The organism is Mesorhizobium sp. CO1-1-11, from assembly GCF_020164995.1.
GTDB lineage: Bacteria > Pseudomonadota > Alphaproteobacteria > Rhizobiales > Rhizobiaceae > Mesorhizobium > Mesorhizobium australicum.
This window is the reverse complement of sequence record NZ_JAIUHE010000013.1, coordinates 176,938-200,265: the sequence shown is the minus strand read 5'-3', so window position 1 is coordinate 200,265 and position 23,328 is coordinate 176,938. Positions and strand designations below refer to the sequence as shown.

Here is a 23,328-nt window from a genome sequence, read left to right as displayed (position 1 = left end):
GCATGAACGATGCTTTCCCGGCGGAGGGAGGAGGCGTGGGCCGCGCCAGAATCAGATCATAGCCCAACCGAGCCGGCTCGAAAATCGGGCGTTCGTAGATATGGAGGCTCCCGCCGCAAGCTTTGACCCAGCATGTCCGCTTATGGATGGTTGCGCGTCGGCCTGGTCTTTTTGCGCCTACTTTCCGGTGCTAAACAAGATGTGTTTCGCCTGATGGCGCGCCGCGTTTTATGGTCGCCCTCGGGTGATTCCGTGGGGATCACAAACGGCTTCGACAGGAGAATGGATCCGGTGCGGTTGAGATCTGTCCCTTTGGGTGTCGTTACGTTCCTCGGTTTCCTCGTCGTCGTCATGGCCTTGATGGCTTCGGCCCGGTCCTTTGCTGCGCCATCCGCCATTCCGGCCTGGCTGCAGGCCCATGTCGGCGATGGCGATGGTCAGATCTCACAAGTGGTGCTGGAGCGGGCACGCGCGCTTTACCTGAAAAAGGTCGCGCAGGGCGTCGTCCGGAACCCCTGCTACTTCGCCATGGACGCCACCCGTCCCGGCGATTTGGGCAATGGCGTGCTCGGGCGCCGCTACTATGTCGTATGCGAAGCCAGCCAGTCGTTTCGCGCGATTTCGTCTGGCCACGGCGGCGGCCGCAACCTGAAAGGCACTGTGGACTTCTCCAATGGCAGGCGCTGCGCCAGGAATTTCGGCAATGCCATGGATTCGGAACTGACCGCCGGCGGTCCCTACATGACCCGCGAGGCGAAAACCTCGTTCAAGGGCTATTATCGCATCGGCGCCAAACAGGACGTGGCTTTCCAGCGCACCTTCATCCAGTTCGACGGCGAAGGCGAAGCCGCCAACGCAAGGCAGCGCGTGATCGGCGGCCACGCGGCGCAGGTGCTGCGCGGCATGTGCCTGCGCAAGAGCCCGAACAGTTCCTATGCCGACCATGACGGCTTCGTGCCGTTCGGCAAGCTGGTGGACTATGCCGGCGGCCGCAGCAATGGCTGCACCAGCTGGTCGCCGGCCGATGCCAGGCAGCTCATCTCGATGGTGAAGGATAACCCGACCACGCTCTATATCTATCCGGAATCACGCGACATCGCCGCCGTGGCAAACGGCCATTCCGCTTCCGGCACCTACTGGAACGCATCCTGCCTGAAAGAGATCGGTACGCCGAAATTCTGGCCGCGAAAAACCCTCGAGCCGGTCATTGCCCAGTACAAGAAGGACCATCCGGCGGCGCCGCCGCAGCCACTGCCGATGTGCAAGGAGCCGTGAGATGGACCCACGGCACCCTGCTCCGGCTCAGTGCAGGAAATCGAGCACGGCCTGCATGAACTCGGTGGGGTATTCCACGTTCGACAGGTGAACCGCGGGCAGCACGACAAGCTTCGCCCCGGGCACGGCTGCCGCGATCAGTTCGCTGTGGCTGGCCGCCGTCACCGTGTCGTGCTGGCCGGCGATTACCAATGTCGGCCGGTCGATCAGGGCCACCGTGCGGCGAAGGTCGGCGTCGCGAACCGCGGCGAACAGACCCGCCAGGCCCAGACGGTCGATCTCAAGCAACATGGCGCGGAATTTCTCGATGACGGGCTCGTTGGCCGCCACCATGCCGGCCGGGAACCAGTTGTTGAGGAACACTTCGGCGGTTTCCGACATGTCCGGCGCCTGTCGCACGACGGCGATCCGCTCGTCGAAATAACTTGCCGGCGAGAGGTGAGATGAAGTGTTGCTCAGGATCAGCCGGTCGATCCGCTCGGGCGCGTGGATGCCGAGCCACTGCCCAACGAAACCGCCCAGCGACAGGCCGAGGAAATGCACCCGGCCAAGGCCGAGCGCATCGATGAGTTCGATCACGTCGCGGCCAAGCCGGTCGAGCGAATAGGCGCCGATCGGCACGCTCGATCCGCCATGGCCGCGAAAATCGTAGCGCAGAACGCGGAAATGCCTGGACAGTTCGCCGATCTGGCCATCCCACATGTGCAGCGTCGTGGCGATAGAGTTGGACAGCACCAGCACCGGTTGCCCAGCGTCACCGTCGAGCCGGTAGGCGATGCGCGTGCCGTCGCCGACAGTCACGAAATTCAGCTCACTCATGATCAGGATCCTTTTGGAACGTTGAATGAGGCAAAGCGTAGCTGTGGCTGGGATTTGGTGATATTACAAAGATAGGACAATCTCTGTAATCAAAGCTGACATGGCCGAATTCACCTTGCACGACCTCCAGTGCTTCGACGCGGTGATCCGCAGCGGCGGCTTTCAGCCGGCCGCGGCCCTGCTCCATCGCTCGCATCCGGCGGTGTTCGCCGCTGTCGCCAGGCTCGAACGACAGCTTGATCTCGTCCTCCTGGATCGCGGCGGCTATCGCGTACGGGCGACGGAAGCGGGGCTGTCGTTCCATCGACGGGCGCAATCGCTGCTGCGCGAACTGGAAGGCCTGAGCATCCACGCCGCCCAGCTGTCGATGGGTGAGGAAAGCGATATCCACGTCGTGATCGGCGACCTCTGCCCGCGCCCGCACGTACTGGGCATGCTCGGACGGTTCTTCGCCCAGTGCCCCGGCACGCGGCTGCATCTCCATTTCGAAGCCGTCGGCGGCCCGTGGGAACGCCTTTTTGACGACAAAGCCGATCTCATCCTGCACTGGATCGACAAGGGCGACGTACGGGTGGAATGGATCGATATCAGCAAGGTGTCGTTCATTCCCGTCGTGGCGCCGGGCTTTCTGCCGGAGCGCGTCGAACAACCGGTCACACTGGAGAAGATGCAGGCATTCACCCAGTGCGTGATGCGCGACACCGCCCTGCATTCGCCACGACAGGATTACTTCGTAGCCGAGGGGGCGCCGCAATGCCTGGTCCCCGATCAGGCCATGAAGAAGGAACTCATCCTGCAAGGGCTCGGCTGGGGCCACCTGCCTCACTTCCTGATCGCGGAAGAGCTGCGCGACGGCCAGCTGTTGTCCATAGCCGGCAGTCATCTGCCGGGCCGCACCGACGAATTGGTGGTGGCGCGCCGCCGCGACCGGCCGCACGGCCCGATCGCCAATCGCTTGTGGGTCCATATCCAGCGGGAAGCACCCGCATTGCGCCGCGCGTTGGAGCCTCGGGTCTAACAGCAAGCCGCGGCTTGGCGTCGAGTGGCCGTGTTGGAAGACGACGATGCGAGGGTAAAAAACCCTACTGCAACAACCCCTTGACGATGCCGCTGGCCTTGCCGAAATCCATCTGGCCGGCATATTTCTGCTTCAGCGCCGCGATCACCTTGCCCATGTCCTTCTGGCTGGCCGCACCGGTCGCCGCGATCGCCTCGCGCGCCGCCGCCGTAACCGCCGCCTCGTCGAGCTGCGTCGGCAGGAAGCCGCGGATGATCTCCATCTCGCCGCGTTCCTGCGCGGCCAGTTCCGGGCGCTTGCCGTCCTCGAATGCCTTGGCCGATTCCTCGCGCTGCTTCACCATCTTGGCCAGGATCTGCAGGATCTCCTCATCGCTGGCGGGTTCCTTGCCGGCACCGCGATTGGCGATGTCGCGGTCGTGGATGGCGGCCTGGATCAGCCGCAATGTCGGCAGCCGGTGCTTGTCCTGCGCCTTCATCGCGGTCTTCAGGGATTCGGCGATTTTCGCGCGCATTGCTCTCTCTCCTTCGGTCGGCGCGGACAATAGCGCCGGGGACAGGCCAACGCAAACCCTGATATGCCAGGGCAAGCCTATGATATTCCTCAATGAAATAAATCGCGGGCGCCTTTCGCATGATCATTGACCGCCCTGTCCCCTTCCCCTATGTACTGGGCCTTGCATGAACTGAAGCTTGAGTGCGTGGAGGCCGCGATTCGCCGCTTCGCGCCGTTTGCCGCGCCAACGCCCGCCGGGGTATGGAAGCGCGCGGCTTGATAGGAGTGCCGCCATGGCCGAGATGACGCCCGCCTGGGCCACTGAAAAGCCGACCGCCCTTCTGGTGCTGGCCGACGGCACCGTCATCGAGGGTCGCGGCCTCGGCGCCACCGGCTCGGCGGTCGCCGAGGTCTGCTTCAACACGGCACTTACCGGCTACCAGGAAATCCTCACCGACCCGTCCTATGCCGGCCAGATCGTCACCTTCACCTTCCCGCATATCGGCAATATCGGCACCAATGGCGAGGACATCGAAGACCTCAATCCGGCCGCTCGTGCCGGCGCCGTCGGTGCCGTGTTCAAGGCCGACGTCACCAACCCGTCCAATTACCGCGCCGCCGGCCATCTCGACCAGTGGCTGAAGAAGCGGGGCATCGTCGCGCTCTCGGGCATCGATACCCGCGCGCTCACCGCGCGGATCCGCGAAAAGGGCATGCCCAATGCCGTCATCGCGCACGCGCCCGACGGCGTCTTCGACCTCGACGACCTGAAGCGGCGCGCCGCCGCATGGTCGGGCCTGATCGGGCTCGATCTCGCCAAGGAGGTCACGTCGGGCCAGTCTTCTGTCTGGCGCGAGACGCCTTGGGTGTGGAACGAAGGCTTTGGCGAACAGGCCGAGCCTTCGCTGCACGTCGTCGCCATCGACTACGGCGTCAAGCGCAACATATTGCGGCTGCTCGCCGGTCTGGGCGCCAAGGTGACGGTGGTTCCGGCCAGCACCGGTTCGGAAGAAATCCTCGCCATGCGGCCCGACGGCATTTTCCTCTCCAACGGCCCCGGCGACCCGGAAGCCACCGGCGACTATGCCGTGCCGGTCATCCAGGACCTGCTCAAGACCGACATTCCGGTGTTCGGCATTTGCCTCGGCCACCAGATGCTGGCGCTGGCGCTGGGCGGCAAGACCGCCAAGATGCACCAGGGCCATCACGGCGCCAACCATCCGGTCAAGGATCACACCACCGGCAAGGTCGAAATCGTTTCGATGAACCACGGCTTTGCCGTCGATGCCGACTCGCTGCCCGCGGGTGTCGAGGAAACCCATGTCTCGCTGTTCGACGGCTCGAATTGCGGCATCGCGTTGACCGGCCGCCCGGTATTCTCGGTCCAGCACCACCCCGAGGCCTCCCCCGGCCCGCAGGACTCGCACTACCTGTTCCGCCGCTTCGTCAACCTCATCCGCGAAAAGCGCGGCGAGGAATTGCTGGCGGAAAGGGCCTGAGACGCGTCGCGCCACCCCTCACTTGCCTCCCGCTCATAGCTGGGCTCCATCTTCCACGACATCGTTCGTGACAGTCATGACCGTCGCCGGCCTAGTCACCTTGGTGACGAAGACGATGACCGCCAGCACCAGGAAGCATGCACCGACCAGATAGGGCGCGCCGCCGAAGGTGACGGGCGCGCTGGGGCCGGTGAACCAGGAAAAGATCGCGGTATAGAGCAGCGGCGTGACGATCGAGGTGATCGAGAAGATCGAGGTCATCGCGCCTTGCAATTCGCCTTGTGCCGAAGGGGGAACCTTGGCTGCGGCGAGGCTTCTCAGCGGGGGATCGGCCAGCGCTTCCAGGCAGCCGACGACGATCACCGCGTAGACCATCCAGCCTTGCGAGGCGAAGGCATAGCCGAAGGCGCTGGCCGCGGTGAACGTCAGGCCGATGACCGCCGTCCTCCACTCGCCGAGCCTGGGGATGACGCGCGGCAGCACCGTGCCCATGATGATGGCGCCGCACAGGCCGAAAGCGCCGAGCGAGAAGCCGATCTTCTGCTCGCTCCAGCCGTAGCGGTAGTTGGAGACGAACGACCACACCGCCGGATACATCATGTGACCGAGCGTCATCAGGAAAAAGACCAGCCCAATCCAGCCGATGCCCTGATATTGGCGCATCTGCAGAAGCGTGCCGACCGGGTTGGCGCGTTTCCACTCGAAGCGGCGGCGGTGCTTTTCATCGAGCGTTTCGGGTAGGAAGAACATTGCGATGAGGAAGTTCACGAAGGCGAGCCCGGCGGCGAAAAAGAACGGCACGCGCGGCCCGAACGTACCGAGCAATCCGCCCAGCACCGGCCCGATGACGAAGCCGACGCCGAAGGCGATGCCGAGCAGGCCGAAATTCTTCGCCCGGTTCTCGTCGTTCGAAATATCGGCGATGAAGGCCGACGTCGTCGAATAGCTGGCGCCCGAAATGCCGGCCAGGACGCGGCCGATGAACAGCATCGGATAGGACCAGGCGATGGCGCAGATCAAATTGTCGATGGAGAAGGTCAGCACCGAGGCGAGCAGGATCGGCCGTCGCCCGAACCGGTCGCTCAGGCCGCCCATGATGGGCGCGAAGAAGAACTGCATGGCCGCATAGACGAAGAACAGCCAGCCGCCCTCGATCGCCGCTTCGCTGATGCCGACGCCGGTCAATTCCCTGAGAAAGGCCGGCAGCACCGGCATGATCATGCCGAAGCCGATGATATCGAGCAGCAGCGTGGTGAAAACCAGCGCAAGGCCCCGCTTGGCGGTTTTGGGATCGATCATGATGGGTCGAGCTCCTCTGGCCGCCTTGGGGGCGCGGGCGGACGCACCTTATAGGCGAGCCCGCGGAAAGGAACAGTGCGGGAACAGGCAGGAAGCTTTGATCCTGACACTCCCTGACGGCGCGTTGGCCGCCAGGTCCATGTCCGAAAAACGGCTGCTTAGAGCGGGCCGCTCATCGTGTTGCAGTCCGAAAGCTTGCCGCTCTTGTATCCGCGTGTCAGCCAGGTCTGCCGCTGCTGCGAGGTGCCGTGGTTGAAGCTTTCCGGCACGACATAGCCCTGCATCTTCTTCTGCAGCGTATCGTCGCCAATCTGCTTGGCCGCGTTCAGCGCGCTTTCGAAGTCGCCCTGCTCCAATATGCCCTTCTGCCCGGTGTAATGCGCCCACACGCCGGCGAAGCAGTCGGCCTGCAACTCGATGCGCACCGACAGCTGGTTGGCATCGGCTTCGCTCATGCCTTGCCGCATCTGGTTGAACTTCCCCATGATGCCGGTGAGGTTCTGCACGTGGTGGCCGACCTCATGCGCGATGACATAGGCGCGGGCGAACTCGCCGGAAGCGCCGAACTGCTGGTCGAGCTGCTGGAAGAAGGTCATGTCGAGATAGACCTTGTGGTCGCCCGGACAATAGAACGGTCCCGCCGCCGCCGAGGCAAAGCCGCAGGCGGAGCGGACCTGGCCGGAAAACAGCACCAGCTTCGGGTCCTCGTAGGTCAGGCCTTGCGACTTGAAGATGCCGGTCCAGGTGTCTTCCGTCTCGGCGAGCACGGTCGCCACGAACTGCTTCATCTCGTCATTGGCTGGCGTTGCGGCGCTGTCCTGGCCGCCGCTGTTGTCCGATATCTGGCCACCGCCGCCCGGCAGCAGGCCGCCGTCGCCACCGCCCAGGATCGTTGAGGGATCAAAGCCGAAATACCATCCTGCCAGCACCACCAGGATGACGAGGAATATGCTACCGCCGCCACCGGCGCGGCCACCGATCGGAATGCGGAACTGGCCGCCACCACCACCGATCCCGCCGCCGCCGCCATCGCTGCGGTCGTCCTCGATATTGTCACTCTGACGACGGCCTCTCCAGAGCATGGCAACTCCTCGTGCTGCAAACTTCCCCATTGCCCCGGCAGGGCCGGCTCAATCCAACAAACAAGTATCGCAATGGTTGCTCCAAGTCACAGCATTTTTGCGGCCAGGCAGCGCCGCATGGCCGCTCCACCGCACTGGCCGGGAGCGCCGCAAGGCCTGGCCCGGCACCGTAAGCGCTGGCTTGATGACCATCGCCTTTAGCAGGCGGTCGAAGCGGTCTTTGGTTTCGTCAGGTATTGCAGCTCCTTGTTGCCGTAACGCTCATTGTACGTGATAGTTGCCGCTTGGGGAAATTGGGGCGGCGCTTTCTACGATGTTTAGCGGCGATTGGATGAGGCGCACCGCGTCTGCGATGATGTTGTTGGTTATCGCCGGCACTGCCGTGAATACCGTGCTTTACATAGAACAGCAGGCTCAGCTAAATCGAGACACCTATCACAAACAGAATGAACAGACAGAGCGCGACCAAGCCGAGGCCGCCTCCGAGATAGCAGGCAAATGCGACGTCATTTTGCCTCCGTTGGATACGCTCGGAGAATGCCTCACGAACGAGATGAAGGCCTATCTGAAGAATGCCGACACAGGCAAGGATGCCGAGGCTCAGGTAGACATGGTCTATTGGGCTAGGGCCGTATTCTGGCTTTCGGCGGGCACTGCCGTCCTCAGCATTCTTGGCCTCATGGTCCTCGTTGTTTCGTTGCGCCAAACTCGCGAGGCGATCAGCATCGACAGAGAGGTGGGCCACGCTCAGGTCCGTGCATATCTCAGTATCGATGTTCCGGATCAATCCATCAAGATCGATGAAGATACGGTCCCGGTCGTCAAGTTTGATGTTGTTAACCGGGGCGCGTCCCCTGCCAGAAAGGTTCGCTATATAGCGGCGGTCGTTAGGCTGTCTCATCCACTCCCGGACGATTTTGGGCGGCTTGTTGTGCCGCATCGCGGGCAAACAATCCCGCTCATAACTGTGCCGCCCAACCAGAAAATCGGCGGGGAAGCCATTGGCGACTTCAAAATGCACATTGTTGATTTTCGGAAGTTGCTGGAGGACGACGCTGCCGAGAGGGTCTATTTGATGGGAACGATCTTCTACGAGGACACGTTCCGGCAGCCGCGCGAAACAGATTTCTGCCTGTTCGCAAACCGCTCTGAAACTGTTGATGTGAAGGGCATCATAGGCGTCTTCCATGTCGCCTCCGGTTGGAGCGCATCTCACGTCCTGAATGACGCCACATAGGAACATCCCGAAAAGCAAGCCCGTAGGCATAGCGGCGCAAGCTAGCACAAGCTTTTCCTTTCAGTCGGAATTTGCGAGGTTTGACGCCTTCGGATAGGAAAGGAAGACGAAATGGAAGTCGAGTATCAGGACGACGACATAGCAGTCATCTCGCGCAACCCGTTGCGGGGCACGCTGACGCTGATGGCATATGATGAAGACGGTGACCCTTCCGACATTGACTTGACGCTGGACAAGGACACCGCCGAGGCTCTGGTGAGCGCCCTGATGCAATTCCTGATGGCCGGCGAAGGCGGCGACATGCCCAATTTGCAGATCGGCCGGAAATCAAATGAGGCGCAGGCACGACTTGGTGCTTTAGCGACACAGGACGAATCCGCTACCCACTAGCGCGAGCAAGCGCATTAGGCTCACCCTCCGAATCGGAGAGGGCGTAAAAAAATTACATGCTCGAACGGGATACATCCCCAGGCGATCGAATGTCCCTGAAAAACAAAGCGTTCAGGCGGGCGCCACTCGATGGTCATCCGCATCGGTCCAGAGCTGCTGCCGCCTACTCTTTCTGCTTGGTACCGGCGCTCTTGCCATCGGAGCTTTTCGAGCGTTCCTCGAAACGATCGGCGCCTTTCTTCAGCGGATGTCCCGTTTCGGCCTCGGTCTTGCGCTCGTCCCTGGCGGCCGCCTGTTCCAATCCTGTGGCTGCCTGCTTGCCTTTTGCGGTCGGTGCCTGCTCGATGCCCATTGCTTCCTCCCTGGCGCGCGATAGGCGCGCAATGAGAGGGGAACGCGCATAAGCGCCGGCAGTTCCAGCGGCTAACATGGTCGAAAACGCGGCAATGAAGCGCTTCAGCGCGCCGTCATCGCCTTGCGGAACGCTTCCAGCGTCTCGGCGCTGACATGGTGTTCGATGCCCTCGGCATCGATGCGCGCCGTCTCGGCGCTGACGCCGAGCGAGCGCAGAAAGGCCTCGACGGTCTGGTGGCGGATACGGCTTTCCTCGGCGACCTTGCGGCCGGCATCGGTCAGGAACACGCCGCGATAGGGCTTTCGCGACACCAGGCCGTCGGCGCATAGCCGCGTCAGCATCTTGGCCACCGTCGGTTGGGCGACGCCGAGGCGCGCGGCGATGTCGACCTGGCGCGCCTCGTTGCCGTCCTCGATCAGGTCGGCGATCAGCTCGACATAATCCTCGACAAGCGCGCTGCGGCGCGCTTCGCGCGTCTGCCGGAACCCTTCCGAATGGACATCGGCATCGAGCAACGGCTCACGCGGGACCGGTCTGTTCTTCAGCGCCAATGCGCGCTCCTCCTCGGGAGTTTGCCGTCCCTGCTTTATAGCACGGGCTCTGATTCTTCAGGCCGTTTATTTGCATTCCAAGAGAGGCGCAACCGGCGTCTCCGAGGTGCCGCCCTCGCACGTATCGCGCGACACGCTAAAAAGCACCGACAATGAAATATAGCTTATTGCATAATGTTGAGCCATGGCATACCTTGAGGGCATCCTCCGGAAGTCGCGGAAAGCCTTTTCATGTCAGAAGCAGACGTCACAACCTCCCGGTCCGCATGGCGGTTCGCCAGACGGGATGAAGACGATCAGCCCAGCCTGCGCGAGGTCAACTCCTCCATCGCGGTGCCGACATCAGGCGTCTGGTTCCGCCGCTTGTTCGCCTTCATGGGTCCCGGCTACATGGTCTCGGTCGGCTACATGGACCCGGGCAACTGGGCGACCGACCTCGCCGGCGGCGCCCAGTTCGGCTACACGCTTTTGTTCATCATCATGCTGTCCAACCTGATGGCGATCCTGCTGCAGGCGCTGGCCGCGCGCCTTGGCATCGCCACCGGCCGCGACCTCGCCCAGGCCTGCCGCGCCTACTATCCGCGCCCCGTCAATCTCGTGCTGTGGATCGCCTGCGAACTCGCCATCATCGCCTGCGACCTCGCCGAGGTGATCGGCACCGCGATCGCGCTGCAGCTTTTGTTCGGCATCCCGCTGATCGGCGGCGCCATGCTCACCGCGCTCGACGCTTTCCTGGTTCTGCTCCTGATGAACAAGGGGTTCCGCTATCTCGAAGCCTTCGTCGTCGCGCTGCTGATCATCATCTTCAGCTGCTTTGCCATCCAGATCTTCGTTGCCGCTCCGCCGGCCGGCACGATCCTGCATTCGATGTTCGTGCCGTCCTCCGAAATCGTCACCAATCCGGCGATGCTCTACATCGCCATCGGCATCATCGGCGCAACGGTCATGCCGCACAATCTCTACCTGCATTCCTCGATCGTGCAGACCCGCGCCTATGAGCGCACGGAGGCCGGAAAACGCGATGCCATCAAATGGGCGACGACGGACTCCACCATCGCCCTGATGCTGGCGCTGTTCGTCAACGCCGCCATCCTGATCGTCGCGGCCGTCGCCTTCCACGAAACCGGCCACCAGGATGTCGCCGAGATCGACCAGGCTTTCAAGCTGCTGTCGCCGCTGCTTGGCCTCGGCATCGCCTCGATCCTGTTTGCCGTGGCACTGCTGGCGTCGGGCTTGAATTCGACGGTGACGGCAACGCTCGCCGGCCAGATCATCATGGAAGGTTTTCTGCGCCTGCGCATCCCCAACTGGGCGCGGCGCCTGCTGACCCGCGGCCTCGCCATCATACCGGTGGTGGTCGTCACCGCGCTCTATGGCGAGAAGGGCACTGGCCAGTTGCTGGTCTTCAGCCAGGTGGTGTTGTCCATGCAGCTGCCTTTCGCGGTCGTCCCGCTGGTGCAGTTCGTGTCCGACAAGAAGAAGATGGGCAATCTCGCCATCCCGCGCGGCGTCGCCGCACTGGCCTGGGTGGTCGCGGCAATCATCCTGGTGCTCAATTTCAAGCTGCTCTACGACACCATGTTCGGGGTTGGCTGAAGTTCCGTTTAATCACGGGACAAACCGCCGGATCGCGCTATCTTCCCGATGCCATGAGCGACCTCGAAGACATCAGGACATTCTACGCGCGGCTGATGGCGGTCAACGCCGCCTCATCGGACCCGCGCCTGGAAGAGGTGTTCGCCAGCGTACCGCGCGAGGCCTTCCTCGGCCCCGGCCCATGGACGGTCATCACCGGCAACGGCACGGTCACCACGCCAAGCGCCGATCCGGCCCACATCTGCCAGAACGTTCTGGTGGCGCTCGATACCGACAAGGGCATCAACAATGGCGAGCCCTTCCTGCACGCCATGTGGATCGGAAAACTCGCGCCAAAGCCTGGTGAGGCCATCACGCATATCGGCGCCGGCAGCGGTTACTACACAGCTTTGCTGGCCAAACTGGTTTCGCCATGCGGCACCGTCACCGCCTTCGAGATCGACGAAAACCTGGCCGGGTTGGCGCGCAAGAATCTCGAAACCTACGGCAATGCGACCATTGTCCATGGCGATGCCGTGACGTCGCCGCTGCCGCCGTCCGACATCATCTATGTCAATGCCGGTGTCGTCGCCCCTCCCGCCGGATGGCTGAAAGCGTTGCGCCCCGGCGGCCGCATGATCTTCCCCTGGCGTCCCGCCGAGCGCGTCCCGCTGGCGATGCTGGTGACCCGCACCGAAAAGGGCTTTGCCTGCGATCCGTTCATGCGTGCCTGGTTCATCCCATGCTTCGGCGCCTCGCTCGCGGATCTTGCGGCGAAGATCCCGACACGCGAGCAGGCCACGCGCAGCCGCTCGATCTGGCTGGTCGAGGACAGGCAGCCGGACCGCACCGCCACGGCGATCTTCGAGCATGTCTGGTTCTCGTCGAAAGCCGTGAGCGTCCGCGGCTGACCTATCGAGGGCGGACCAAATCTCGCGGCCTTTGTCGGGACGGGCGCGGTTGCTCCGTCCTTGGGTTGAAGTCCGGCCGCGATGGCGTGGCCGCAAGCAAGGGAGAGCACAATGAGAAAGATCATCGCCGCGACCTTCGTCAGCCTCGATGGCGTCATGCAGGCGCCGGGAGGGCCGGAAGAGGATCCGGTCGGTGGCTTCGAATTCGGCGGCTGGACGTTCCACTATTTTGACGAGGTGGGAGGCGCGGCAATGGAGGAATTGTTCTCCAAACCCTTCGCCCTGCTGCTCGGCCGCAGAACCTACGACATCTTCGCCGCGTACTGGCCCTACCAGAAAGATCCGATCGCGGATGCGTTCAACCCCGCGACCAAGTATGTGGCGACCCATCGGCCGGATACTTTGACCTGGCAGAACACGCACGCGCTTGGGCCCGATATCATCACGGCTTTGCGTCGCCTCAAGCAGGAAGATGGACCTGACCTGCTCATCCAGGGATCTGGCGATCTCATTCAGACCCTGCTCGCCAACGGGCTGATCGACGAGATCCGGCTGATGATCTTCCCGCTGTTGCTGGGCAAGGGCAAGCGGCTGTTCGGCGAGGCCGCGATGCCGGCCGCTTTCAAGCTTGTCAAATCGCAGACTTCGACCACCGGCGTCATCATCGCGACCTATGAGCGCGCGGGCGAAATCAAGGTCGGCTCCTTTGTCACGGGCGAGCCATCCCCGGCCGAACTCGAGCGGCGCAAGAACTGGAAGTAAATTCGGGCATCAGGCAGCCTGCGATCGCCGCGCCAGCCCATCGCGTATATGGCGTGCGAATTCCTGCGCCGCCGTGCTGACGCCATGCCTCGGCAGGTGCAGGTTGATGGCAAAATTCGGCAGCGGCGGCAGGCCGCTGTCGAACGGCAATATGTCGAGATCGGCTGGCACGGTGGAAGCGAGCCATGTGGTGACGGCGAGGTCGGAACGCACCGTCGCCGTCGTCGCGTCGATGTTGCCGTTCTCGAACACGCTGCGCCATTCCAGCCCATGCTCGTTGAGTGCCGCCAGCACCACCGGCCGGAAGGCGCAGGTGTCGGCAACGATCGAGACGGGCAATGGCCGCTTGGCGCGAGCCACCCCACCCCTTGCGCCGACCCAGACCAGCCGGTCGATGGCCAGGCATTCGCCCGAGGTCGGGCCGACCCGCTCCTCGATTACCGCGAGGTCGATGGTTCCGGCCGCCAGTGCCGCCGCCAGTTCCGGCGAGGAGGCGCAGACCAGCGATATCTCGACCTGCGGATAGGCCTCGGCATAGGCCTTCAGGACGGGAGCCAGCAAGGTGCCGACAAGGTCGTAGGGAACGCCGAGCCGCACCTGTCCGGCGACAGCGCTCCCCACCATCTCGGTCCAGATCTCGTCATTGAGGCTGAGCAGGCGCCTTGCCTTGTCGAACAGCCGCTCGCCGGAATGGGTCAGCCGCAGACCGCGCCGGTCGCGCTCGAACAGCCCGCAGCCGAGCGTGTCTTCCAGCCGCTTGACCTGCTGGCTGACCGCGCCCTGAGTCAGGTGCAGCGCGTTGGCCGCCGCCGTCATGCTGGCCTTGTCGGCGACGGTGACGAAGGTGCGCATGAGACTGGTATCGAGATTGCGGATCATCATCGGCATTATAAATGCTAATGATCATCATCGCAAACATTGCATTTACTGATGTCACGCTCAGTCTACCATGAAGCCTTTGACAAAGGATGCTCCATGCTCCAGCCGATCCTGCCGCTCATCCTGTTTGCCTTCGTGGCTACCGCCACGCCCGGCATCGCCACGACCTTGTCGACCGCTTCCGGAGCGCAGTTCGGTTTTCGCCGTTCGGTACCGCTGATGATCGGCAGCGCCGCCGGCCTCGCTACCGTGACGGGGGCGGCCGCCGCCGGCCTCGCCAGCCTGCTGCTTGCGGTGCCTTCGCTGCAACTGGCGATGAAGGTGATCGGCTCGCTTTATCTTCTGTGGCTGGCGATCAAGATCGGTCGCGCAGGGCCACCCAACCTTGACGTCACCATGGCCAAACCGAACAGCTTCCTGGGCGGCGCCGGCATCCAGTGGATGAATCCCAAGGGCTGGGCGATGGGCCTGGGCGCGGCGGCTTCGTTCGCCGCCCTCGCCGACGGACCCGGACAACTCGCACTGCTGCTCGGCTCGACCTTTGGCCTCACCGCTGCCATCTCGCTGTCCGTCTGGTGCATCGCCGGCATGGTGCTGGCCAGGCTGCTCAAAACCGAGTGGCAATGGCGCGCGCTCAACATCGTGCTGGCGCTGGTGCTCGCCGCCTCGATCATCCCGATGTGGCGGACAGCCTGACGGCCGGCCGCCACGTCAGCCTAAGCCGCGTAGCGCGGGGCCGGCTTGTCGGCGTGCAGGCTGCCATAGAAGGCCTGGCGGGCGCCTAGGAATGTGTCCAGCTTTCCCGTGTCGGCAAGCGCCGGCACGGTGACGGCCTCGCCCCTGGCCAGGCCGACAAGGGCAGCGTCGACCATATCGTCGGCGGTCATGACGATCTCCTTCGGCAGCTGGTCGATATCACCGCCGGAAAGCTCCCAGAAATCGGTCCGGGTCGCGCCCGGCAGCACCACCTGCACCGTCACTCCGGTGCCCGCGACCTCGCGATGCAGGGCTTCGGTGAAGTTGACGACATAGGCCTTGGTGCCGCTGTAGATGCCGCCGAACGAGGTGTCGAAGGCCAGGACCGAGGCGATGTTGACGATCCCGCCCCGGTTGCGCGCCAGGAGCCCAGGCAGCACGGCACGCGTCAGCCGGGTCAGAGCCACGACATTGACCTTGATCATGCGCTCGGCCGCGTCGGCATCGGCGGTTGCCACCACTGCCTGACCGCCAAGGCCGGCATTGTTGACCAGCAGCGTCACGGTTTCGTCGGCTGATATCGACTGCTCGACACGGCGCACATCGCCGTCGTCGGACAGATCGGCGCTGATCACGCTCACGTTGCGGCCGTGGTCATGGCGCAACTTCCCGGCCAGCGCCTGCAGCCGGTCGGCACGGCGCGCCACCAGCACCAGGTCGTAGCCCTGCCCCGCCAGTCGATCCGCATAGACGGCGCCGATCCCCGATGAAGCGCCGGTGACGACCGCCGTGCCCTTGTTGTCATTCTTGCTCATTGTCACGTTCCTTGTGTTCGCTGGCTCGGCCCCGGTGGATAAATATCGGCCGGCAAGGCTGCTATTCGAATTAGTGGTATATGCCACTTTCCGCGAAATAGGTATATGCCACCATCTTGTCAACGGCGGCGGCGAAAACTATTTCTGCGGCAGGCTGGCGCACCTGCCAGACAATTCCAGCAAGTGCCCAGCGGTTTTGCGTCCGGAATTGCGTGACAAGAGAGAGCATTGGAGGCGATGCGTTTCGCCGGAGATGCTCCACAAGGAGCGACCATGAGTGAAGCTGACGGATTTAGCCGTTGCAACAATGCCACCTTGCGGCGCACCGCACGCAGGCTCGGCCGGTTCTACGACGACGCGCTGGCGCCTTCCGGCCTGAAGGGCACGCAGTTCGGCCTGCTGTTCCAGATCAGTGTCGGCAGCGAGCCGGCGATGGGAGCCATTGCCGAGGCGCTGATCATGGATCTGTCGGCGCTCGGCCACACGCTGAAGCCCCTGGTCCGCGACGGCTATGTCGAAACCTTCCCCGACAAGGACGATCGCCGCGTCAAGCGCGTACGGCTGACGCAATCAGGACAGGCCAAGCTCGACGAGGCGATCAAGCTATGGAGCGTCGCCCAGCGGCAATTCGAGGCCATGATCGGCGCGGAGCAGGCCGCGAAACTGCGGGCCACACTCGATGAAGTGGCTGCGTTGAAGCTGGAATTGCCCGCGGCCACTCCTTCCAGCTGAAGAAGCGGCCGCGAAAAACAAGGATGCAAGCCTCGGAGCCGGCCTTATTCCGCCGGCATGGTGACGGCCCGGGCAAACACCCGCCCCGCCAGCACGATGCCGAGCCCGACGATCGGAAACACCGCCGCGACCAGGCCGAGATCGGCGGGCGCGCCGTAGCGCAGCACGCCACCACCGACCACCGCGCCCACCGCCACGCCGAGATAGAGCGCCGAACCATTGAGCGACAGCACGATCGGGGCGGCGTCCGGCGCCAACTTGATGATGCGGCTGGCCTGCGCCGGCGGGAACGCCCAGCCGACGATGCCCCACGGCACCATCATCGCCATCAGCGCCGGTCCGGCAATGTGCTGCGGCAGGAAGGTCGGGATGACCGACAGCATGATCAGCATGGCGGCACTCAACGCCAGCGACCAGCCGACGGTGCGCGTGGCGCCGAAACGGTCGGCCGCCTGGCCGCCGGCAATGTTGCCGATGACCGCGCCGACGCCGAAGGCGAGCAGCATGCCGGGCAGCGCGATCTCGCTCAGCCCGCCGCCCTCGATGGCAAGCGGCGCGACATAGGCAAAGACGGTGAAGGCACCGACCAGCGCCAGCAATGTCGTCACCAGGATCGGCATCACGCCGGGACGCATGGCGGCCGCCAGCCGGCGCTTCAGCGGCAGCCTGGTGCCGATGATGCCGCGCGGCAGGCGGTACCACAGGATGGCGCCGGACAGCGCGCCAAGGCCGGCAATGGCATAGAAGGTGCCGCGCCAGCCGGCGATGGCCGCGACAAGCGCGCCAAGCGGCGCCCCGACAGCGACGGCCACCGTGGTGCCGCCGACGACGACGGCGATGGCGCGGGCGCGGTGATGGTCATCCACCAGCGCCACCGCCGTGCCTTGCGCGGTCGCCGCGAACAGGCCCGACGACAGCGCCATGATGATGCGTGCGACGAGCAGCACTTCGAAGGATGAGCTCAAGGCGGCGACGACATTGCCGACGACGAAGAACACCAGCGTCCACAGGATCACGCGGCGCCGGTCCCATTCGCCGGTCAGCGTCGCCAGGATCGGCGTGCCCACGGCATAGGCGAGCGCGAAAGCGGTGATCAGCGAGCCGGCGAGCGGCACGGAGATGCCGGCATCCCTGGCGATATCGGGCAGGAGGCTGGAGATGACGAAGCCTTCGGTCGAGATCGCAAACGATCCGAGCGCAAGCCAGAAAATTCTCTTGTCCATGGGAAAGCGTCCTTAGTTCAAAAGTTATTGAACAATTGGACATAAAGGGGCATCATGTCAATGAAGCCAGGCAAAAATAGCATAACCATGCTGACAGCCCTGTGTCAGGACGGCCATGAACTGGAGAAACAGTGTGTATGGACCGGGCAGGATCGACGCGTTGAAATCGGCCCGAACTGTGCTTAGGTTCCAGCCATGACCTTGCCACACCCCAATACGGACCAGATCAGCCTGCCCATTGTGCTCGGCGTGCTCGGCGACCCGACGCGGCTTGCGATCGTGCGCTATCTCGCCAGCAAGGAAGGCGTGCCGCTGAACTGCAGCCGCTTCCTCGATCTCGGCTCCAAGACCAATCTGAGCTACCACCTCGCCAAACTGCGTGAGGCCGGTGTCACCCGCGCCGAAGTGGTCGGCACCAACCGCATGATCACGCTGCGCCGCGCCGATCTCGACGCCCGCTTCCCCGGCCTGCTCGACAGCGTCATCGCGGCTGCCGCGGACGACGCCGCCCTGCCGGCCGTCGGCGGCCACGACATCGAAGTGTCGGCCTGACGCATTTCCTTTCCCTCGCGAAGCGGGAGGAACTCATGTCCCTGTCAGGGTCGCCCTTTCGACCAGTCCTTCGCCAGCCTGTGGAGCCCCCTCGAAAATGCGTTAGCCCGCTACGACATCGTTACATTGGGCGGCGCCGGCCAGCCGGATCGCTTCGAGACGATCGCCGTCGAGTACACCACGAGGCGGCGGGCCGGTCCGCCGTCATGATTAGCCTCAATTTCCGGCTTACATGGCGGCGCGTCGTCCCTTATAGAATCGGCCTAACGTGTGGCAAGATGGCCGCGGCATGGAATTTCGAGTATCGGCGCACGGCCAGATGATGAGGCGCACAGTTACGCTCCGAACAGGTTTGCATGCGCTGGTTGCGGTTCCGCTGCTGATGGCGGCGTGGCCGGCTGTTGTCCCGGCCCATGCGGAAGAAGGTCCCTTTATCTCCGTTGTCACCGGGCTCGCCCCCGACGACCTGCTCAATGTGCGCGCCAAGCCGTCGGCGATCGGCAAGACCGAGGCCCGCTTGGCGGCCGGTGCGAGCGTACGGAACCTCGGCTGCAACGACATTGACGGCCATCCCTGGTGCAAGGTCGAGTCTGACAATCCCAAAGCCACCGGCTGGGCTCCCGCGCGCTACCTCGTTCCCCTCAATCCGGCGACCGTGCCCGACGAGGCCGCGGATGCGCCCGCCATGGCCACCGAAGCCGCCGCGACGCCCGATGCACCCGACCTGACCGCTCGGCTGGGTGACGCGAACCAACCGGCCAGCCCCGAAGCCACGCCGAAATCCGCGGCGGAGATCGCCATGCAGGATGCCTATGGCCTGGCGCTGGCTGCGGCTGAAAACGGACCCGCGGCCGAAGAGCCAACCGGGGCCACGGCCGGCGATGCCGGCCTGCAAATTCCCTGCGCCCGCTACGTTGGACAGCCCATGGCGCCTTGCGCGGCGAGCGTGACGCACAAGGGCACGGACAAGGCCGACGTCACCGTGACCTGGCCCGATGGCGGCAGCCGCGTCATCTCCTTCACTGCCGGCCTGCCGGCAAGCTCGGACGCCGGCAGCGAGTTCCGCTTCACCCGGGAAGGCAAACTCAACATGATCCGCATCGGCGTGTCGGAGCGGTTCGAGATCACGGACACGGTGGTGCTGGGGGATTAGGCACGCTCAAGGGGCCGGCGCGAGGGAATGAGGCGCTTGTTTGCTTAGCACGCGTACCCGCATTTTCGGGGTTACATCGGGCAAAACTCTTCCCTATAAGGCCCTCCTAGCCTGATACCAGAATCGCGAGCACAACCGGCCGGGTCTTCCCGTCCCGGTTTTTTGTGCAAGCCCGCTGCCGAACGGAATTCATAGACATGCCCAGACGCACCGACATCAAGTCGATCCTGATCATCGGGGCCGGCCCCATAGTCATCGGCCAGGCCTGCGAATTCGACTATTCCGGCACCCAGGCCTGCAAGGCGCTGAAGGAAGAGGGATTTCGCGTCATCCTGGTCAATTCCAACCCGGCCACCATCATGACCGACCCGGAACTGGCCGACGCCACCTATATCGAGCCGATCACCCCAGAAGTGGTCGCCAAGATCATCGCCAAGGAGCGGCCCGACGCGCTGCTGCCGACCATGGGCGGCCAGACCGCGCTCAACACCGCTTTGTCGCTGCGCCGCATGGGCGTGCTGGAGCGCTATCAAGTAGAGATGATCGGCGCCGACGCGCATGCCATCGACAAGGCCGAGGACCGCGCGCTGTTTCGCGAGGCGATGAAGACGATCGGATTGGAAACACCGAAGTCGATGCTGGCCAACGCCACCGACGTCAAGAACGCCGACCGCAAGACGCATGAGGCCGAGCGCGCCGCGCTGAAGGCCGAGAAGCCGGACAATCTCGACGCCGAACTCGACGCGCTGGAAACCCGCTGGAACCTCGGCGAAGGCGACCGCAAGCAGCGCTATATCAGCCACGGCATGGCGATCGCGGCCCAGGCGCTCGACCATGTCGGCCTGCCGGCCATCATCCGCCCGTCCTTCACCATGGGCGGCACCGGCGGTGGCATCGCCTACAACAGGGCCGAATTCTACGACATCGTCCAGTCCGGCCTCGACGCCTCGCCGACCACCGAAGTGCTGATCGAGGAGAGCGTGCTCGGCTGGAAGGAGTATGAGATGGAGGTCGTCCGCGACAGAGCGGACAATTGCATCATCGTCTGCTCGATCGAGAACATCGACCCGATGGGCGTGCACACGGGCGACTCGATCACCGTCGCCCCGGCGCTGACCTTGACCGACAAGGAATACCAGATGATGCGCAACGCCTCGATCGCGGTGCTGCGCGAGATCGGCGTCGAGACCGGCGGCTCCAACGTGCAGTTCGCCGTCAACCCGGCCGATGGCCGTCTCGTCGTCATCGAGATGAACCCGCGCGTCTCGCGCTCGTCCGCGCTCGCCTCCAAGGCGACCGGCTTCCCGATCGCCAAGATCGCCGCCAAGCTTGCCGTCGGCTACACGCTGGACGAGCTGGAGAACGACATCACCGGCGGCGCCACGCCCGCCTCGTTCGAGCCGAGCATCGACTATGTCGTGACCAAGATCCCGCGCTTTGCGTTTGAAAAGTTCCCCGGCGCCGAGCCGGTGCTGACCACCGCCATGAAATCGGTCGGCGAAGTCATGGCCATCGGCCGCACCTTCCAGGAGTCTTTGCAGAAGGCGCTGCGCGGTCTCGAGACCGGCCTCACCGGCCTGGACGAGATCGAGATCCCCGGCCTCGGCGCGACCAACAGCGCCGATGACCGCAACGCCATCCGCGCCGCCTTGGGCACGCCTACGCCCGACCGGCTGCGCATGGTGGCGCAGGCGATCCGCATGGGCACCTCGCTGGAAGACGTGCACGCCATGTGCAAGATCGACCCGTGGTTTCTCGAACAGATCGCCGGTATCGTCGCCATGGAAGCCCGCATCCGCGAGCACGGCATTCCAGGCGACGCCGTCAATCTGCGCATGCTGAAGGCGATGGGCTTCTCCGACGCGCGCCTCGCCTCGCTGACGAAGACCGACGCCGAAGTCGTTCAGAAGACTCGCGAAAAGCTCGACGTTCATCCGGTTTACAAGCGCATCGACACCTGCGCCGCCGAATTCGCCTCGCCCACCGCCTACATGTACTCGACCTATGAAGTGCCCTTCGCCGGCGCGCTCGCCAACGAGGCGCAGGTCTCGGCACGCAAGAAGGTCGTCATCCTCGGCGGCGGCCCGAACCGCATCGGCCAGGGCATCGAGTTCGACTATTGCTGCTGCCATGCCGCGTTCGCGCTGCGCGACGCCGGCTATGAAGCGATCATGATCAACTGCAACCCCGAGACCGTGTCGACCGACTACGACACCTCGGACCGGCTCTATTTCGAGCCGCTGACGGCGGAGGACGTGCTGGAGATCCTGCGCGCCGAGCAGGCCTCGGGTGAACTGGTCGGCGTCATTGTCCAGTTCGGCGGCCAGACGCCGCTGAAGCTGGCCGACGCGCTGGAGAAGGCAGGCATTCCGATCCTCGGCACCTCGCCCGACATGATCGATCTGGCCGAAGACCGCGATCGCTTCCAGAAACTCCTGCACAAGCTGAACCTCAGCCAGCCGAAGAACGGCATCGCCTATTCGGTCGAGCAGGCCCGCCTCGTCGCCGGCGAGCTCGGCTTTCCGCTGGTGGTACGCCCCTCCTATGTGCTCGGCGGCCGCGCCATGCAGATCATCCATGACGAGGGCATGCTGCAGTCCTATTTGCTCGACACCGTGCCCGGCCTGGTGCCGGAGGACATCAAGCAGAAATACCCCAACGACAAGACCGGCCAGATCAACACGCTGCTGGGCAAGAACCCGCTGCTGTTCGACACCTACCTCTCCGGCGCCATTGAGGTCGATGTCGACTGCCTCTGCGACGGCAAGGCGACCTTCGTGTCAGGCATTCTCGAACACATCGAGGAAGCCGGCATCCATTCGGGCGACAGTGCCTGCTCGCTGCCGGTTCACTCGCTGCCCTCGGACCTCGTCGACGAGCTGGAACGCCAGACGGCGGCCCTTGCCCGCGCGCTCAATGTCGGCGGGCTGATGAACGTGCAATACGCGATCAAGGACGGCACGGTCTATGTGCTGGAGGTCAACCCGCGCGCGTCGCGCACCGTGCCTTTCGTCGCCAAGACCATCGGCCGTCCGATCGCCAAAATCGCCGCCCGCATCATGGCCGGCGAGACGCTGGAAGACGCCTTCGCCCATTACGGCGCCATGCCCGACCCCAGGAACCCCGGCCACATCGCGGTCAAGGAAGCCGTCTTCCCCTTCGCCCGCTTCCCCGGCGTCGACATATTGCTCGGCCCGGAAATGCGCTCCACGGGCGAGGTCATGGGCCTCGACCGCGATTTCGCGCTGGCCTTCGCCAAGAGCCAGCTCGGCGCCGGCGTCGACCTGCCCCGCTCCGGCACACTGTTCGTCTCGGTCCGCGACGAGGACAAGAAAGGCATCCTGCCGGCGGTCAAGCGCCTCGCCGGCCTCGGCTTCAAGGTGCTGGCGACCTCAGGCACGCAGCGCTTCCTCGCCGAAAACGGCGTTGTCGCCGAGAAGATCAACAAGGTCCTGGAAGGCCGCCCCCACATCGAAGACGCCATCCGCAACCGCCAGGTCCAGATCGTCTTCAACACGACCGACGGCCAGAAGGCGGTGTCGGACTCGAAGTCACTGCGCAGGGCAACGCTGATGCAGAAGGTGCCGTATTACACGACGCTGTCGGGGGCTGCGGCCGTGGCCGAGGCGATCGCCGCGCTGAAGGCGGGGAGTTTGGAGGTCAGGCCGCTGCAGGAGTATTTTGCCTGAGGTGATTGGCTCTCTTCTCCCCGTTCAACGGGGAGAAGGTGCCGGCAGGCGGATGAGGGGCAGCGCTTACATCTCAAATTAGACTGCCAAGCGGCCCTATTTTATCGACTCCAGCGACAGGCCACCGTTCGCCTGTTTCGTCCAGACGTACATCGCGACGTCAGGCTCGCGCCGATCGCCTTTCGCGAAGTACCCCGCCGCATTTCGTCGCCCATGAGTGCCCAATCCCCGGTCATAGGACCGGCCACAGCCATGGGAATATCCGGGCATTCGGCGGCTGCCAGTCGGGGCAACGCGGCAAAGACGGCGAACATCGCCACT

The 23,328-nt window shown here is 64.0% G+C and carries 22 protein-coding genes; 13 read left to right on the top strand and 9 right to left on the bottom strand.

Features of this window, described 5'->3' with window-relative positions; genetic code table 11:
* Nucleotides 1-291 precede the first annotated feature (291 nt).
* Complete coding sequence (locus LB554_RS17590) at nucleotides 292-1,275, top strand: murein L,D-transpeptidase catalytic domain family protein (protein WP_224585875.1); 984 nt, start codon at nucleotides 292-294, stop codon at nucleotides 1,273-1,275.
* Nucleotides 1,276-1,302: 27 nt separating this feature from the next.
* Here LB554_RS17590 and LB554_RS17585 read toward each other — a convergent pair whose 3' ends face one another.
* Complete coding sequence (locus tag LB554_RS17585; protein ID WP_224585872.1) at nucleotides 1,303-2,094, bottom strand: alpha/beta fold hydrolase; 792 nt, start codon at nucleotides 2,092-2,094, stop codon at nucleotides 1,303-1,305.
* Between the two features lie 100 nt (nucleotides 2,095-2,194).
* On the opposite strand from LB554_RS17585, the gene LB554_RS17580 reads away from it, so the two are divergent.
* Entirely contained in the window at nucleotides 2,195-3,112 is a 918-nt protein-coding gene (locus tag LB554_RS17580) for a LysR family transcriptional regulator (RefSeq protein ID WP_224585870.1), read from the top strand.
* A 64-nt stretch (nucleotides 3,113-3,176) separates the two neighbouring features.
* On the opposite strand, the gene LB554_RS17575 is transcribed toward LB554_RS17580, so the two are convergent.
* Nucleotides 3,177-3,626, bottom strand: a complete 450-nt coding sequence (locus LB554_RS17575) for a GatB/YqeY domain-containing protein (RefSeq protein WP_140789556.1) — start codon at nucleotides 3,624-3,626, stop codon at nucleotides 3,177-3,179.
* Between the two features lie 274 nt (nucleotides 3,627-3,900).
* Between LB554_RS17575 and carA the strand changes: the two genes are divergently transcribed.
* The gene (gene carA / locus LB554_RS17570) at nucleotides 3,901-5,106 is read left to right on the top strand and encodes a glutamine-hydrolyzing carbamoyl-phosphate synthase small subunit (protein ID WP_224585868.1); all 1,206 of its coding nucleotides are present in this window, start codon (nucleotides 3,901-3,903) and stop codon (nucleotides 5,104-5,106) included.
* Between the two features lie 33 nt (nucleotides 5,107-5,139).
* Here carA and LB554_RS17565 read toward each other — a convergent pair whose 3' ends face one another.
* Nucleotides 5,140-6,405, bottom strand: a complete 1,266-nt coding sequence (locus tag LB554_RS17565) for a TCR/Tet family MFS transporter (RefSeq protein ID WP_224585867.1) — start codon at nucleotides 6,403-6,405, stop codon at nucleotides 5,140-5,142.
* 158 nt (nucleotides 6,406-6,563) lie between these two features.
* Nucleotides 6,564-7,487 (bottom strand): neutral zinc metallopeptidase, encoded by a 924-nt coding sequence (locus LB554_RS17560; protein WP_140721869.1) that lies wholly within the window; start codon nucleotides 7,485-7,487, stop codon nucleotides 6,564-6,566.
* A gap of 331 nt (nucleotides 7,488-7,818) precedes the next feature.
* On the opposite strand from LB554_RS17560, the gene LB554_RS17555 reads away from it, so the two are divergent.
* Entirely contained in the window at nucleotides 7,819-8,724 is a 906-nt protein-coding gene (locus tag LB554_RS17555) for a hypothetical protein (RefSeq protein ID WP_224585865.1), read from the top strand.
* 111 nt (nucleotides 8,725-8,835) lie between these two features.
* On the top strand, nucleotides 8,836-9,114 hold the full coding sequence (locus LB554_RS17550; protein ID WP_224585863.1) for a hypothetical protein: 279 nt from the start codon (nucleotides 8,836-8,838) through the stop codon (nucleotides 9,112-9,114).
* Between the two features lie 163 nt (nucleotides 9,115-9,277).
* Here the strand turns inward: LB554_RS17550 and LB554_RS17545 are convergent, their stop codons facing one another.
* Both LB554_RS17545 and mntR read right to left on the bottom strand, forming a co-directional pair.
* The gene (locus LB554_RS17545) at nucleotides 9,278-9,466 is read right to left on the bottom strand and encodes a hypothetical protein (protein WP_140823264.1); all 189 of its coding nucleotides are present in this window, start codon (nucleotides 9,464-9,466) and stop codon (nucleotides 9,278-9,280) included.
* Between the two features lie 104 nt (nucleotides 9,467-9,570).
* Nucleotides 9,571-10,020 carry a manganese-binding transcriptional regulator MntR gene (gene mntR, locus LB554_RS17540; RefSeq protein WP_015316200.1) on the bottom strand — a complete coding sequence of 150 codons (450 nt, stop codon included), beginning with the start codon at nucleotides 10,018-10,020 and terminating at the stop codon, nucleotides 9,571-9,573.
* 231 nt (nucleotides 10,021-10,251) lie between these two features.
* On the opposite strand from mntR, the gene LB554_RS17535 reads away from it, so the two are divergent.
* The 3 genes from LB554_RS17535 (at nucleotide 10,252) to LB554_RS17525 (ending at nucleotide 13,268) form a co-directional block, all read left to right on the top strand.
* On the top strand, nucleotides 10,252-11,616 hold the full coding sequence (locus LB554_RS17535) for an Nramp family divalent metal transporter (RefSeq protein WP_140789565.1): 1,365 nt from the start codon (nucleotides 10,252-10,254) through the stop codon (nucleotides 11,614-11,616).
* Between the two features lie 53 nt (nucleotides 11,617-11,669).
* Nucleotides 11,670-12,506 carry a protein-L-isoaspartate O-methyltransferase family protein gene (locus tag LB554_RS17530; RefSeq protein WP_224585860.1) on the top strand — a complete coding sequence of 279 codons (837 nt, stop codon included), beginning with the start codon at nucleotides 11,670-11,672 and terminating at the stop codon, nucleotides 12,504-12,506.
* Nucleotides 12,507-12,617: 111 nt separating this feature from the next.
* Nucleotides 12,618-13,268: a dihydrofolate reductase family protein gene (locus LB554_RS17525; RefSeq protein ID WP_140665015.1), complete on the top strand. Its 651-nt coding sequence runs from the start codon at nucleotides 12,618-12,620 to the stop codon at nucleotides 13,266-13,268.
* Nucleotides 13,269-13,277: 9 nt separating this feature from the next.
* On the opposite strand, the gene LB554_RS17520 is transcribed toward LB554_RS17525, so the two are convergent.
* Nucleotides 13,278-14,147 carry a LysR substrate-binding domain-containing protein gene (locus tag LB554_RS17520; RefSeq protein ID WP_224585909.1) on the bottom strand — a complete coding sequence of 290 codons (870 nt, stop codon included), beginning with the start codon at nucleotides 14,145-14,147 and terminating at the stop codon, nucleotides 13,278-13,280.
* 96 nt (nucleotides 14,148-14,243) lie between these two features.
* On the opposite strand from LB554_RS17520, the gene LB554_RS17515 reads away from it, so the two are divergent.
* Complete coding sequence (locus LB554_RS17515; RefSeq protein ID WP_140713756.1) at nucleotides 14,244-14,843, top strand: LysE family translocator; 600 nt, start codon at nucleotides 14,244-14,246, stop codon at nucleotides 14,841-14,843.
* A gap of 20 nt (nucleotides 14,844-14,863) precedes the next feature.
* Here LB554_RS17515 and LB554_RS17510 read toward each other — a convergent pair whose 3' ends face one another.
* Nucleotides 14,864-15,658, bottom strand: coding sequence for an SDR family NAD(P)-dependent oxidoreductase (locus LB554_RS17510; protein WP_140665010.1), 795 nt, complete (start codon nucleotides 15,656-15,658; stop codon nucleotides 14,864-14,866).
* A 273-nt stretch (nucleotides 15,659-15,931) separates the two neighbouring features.
* Here LB554_RS17510 and LB554_RS17505 point away from each other — a divergent pair, with 273 nt between their 5' ends.
* A complete protein-coding gene (locus tag LB554_RS17505) occupies nucleotides 15,932-16,390 on the top strand; it encodes a MarR family winged helix-turn-helix transcriptional regulator (protein ID WP_224585858.1) in 459 nt (152 codons plus the stop codon).
* A gap of 44 nt (nucleotides 16,391-16,434) precedes the next feature.
* Here LB554_RS17505 and LB554_RS17500 read toward each other — a convergent pair whose 3' ends face one another.
* Entirely contained in the window at nucleotides 16,435-17,613 is a 1,179-nt protein-coding gene (locus LB554_RS17500) for an MFS transporter (protein ID WP_015316192.1), read from the bottom strand.
* A 195-nt stretch (nucleotides 17,614-17,808) separates the two neighbouring features.
* Between LB554_RS17500 and LB554_RS17495 the strand changes: the two genes are divergently transcribed.
* The 3 genes from LB554_RS17495 (at nucleotide 17,809) to carB (ending at nucleotide 23,007) form a co-directional block, all read left to right on the top strand.
* Nucleotides 17,809-18,165, top strand: coding sequence for an ArsR/SmtB family transcription factor (locus LB554_RS17495; protein WP_140617775.1), 357 nt, complete (start codon nucleotides 17,809-17,811; stop codon nucleotides 18,163-18,165).
* A 319-nt stretch (nucleotides 18,166-18,484) separates the two neighbouring features.
* Complete coding sequence (locus tag LB554_RS17490; RefSeq protein ID WP_224585908.1) at nucleotides 18,485-19,318, top strand: SH3 domain-containing protein; 834 nt, start codon at nucleotides 18,485-18,487, stop codon at nucleotides 19,316-19,318.
* Between the two features lie 197 nt (nucleotides 19,319-19,515).
* Nucleotides 19,516-23,007 carry a carbamoyl-phosphate synthase large subunit gene (carB, locus tag LB554_RS17485; RefSeq protein ID WP_224585856.1) on the top strand — a complete coding sequence of 1,164 codons (3,492 nt, stop codon included), beginning with the start codon at nucleotides 19,516-19,518 and terminating at the stop codon, nucleotides 23,005-23,007.
* The last annotated feature ends 321 nt before the right edge of the window (nucleotides 23,008-23,328 follow it).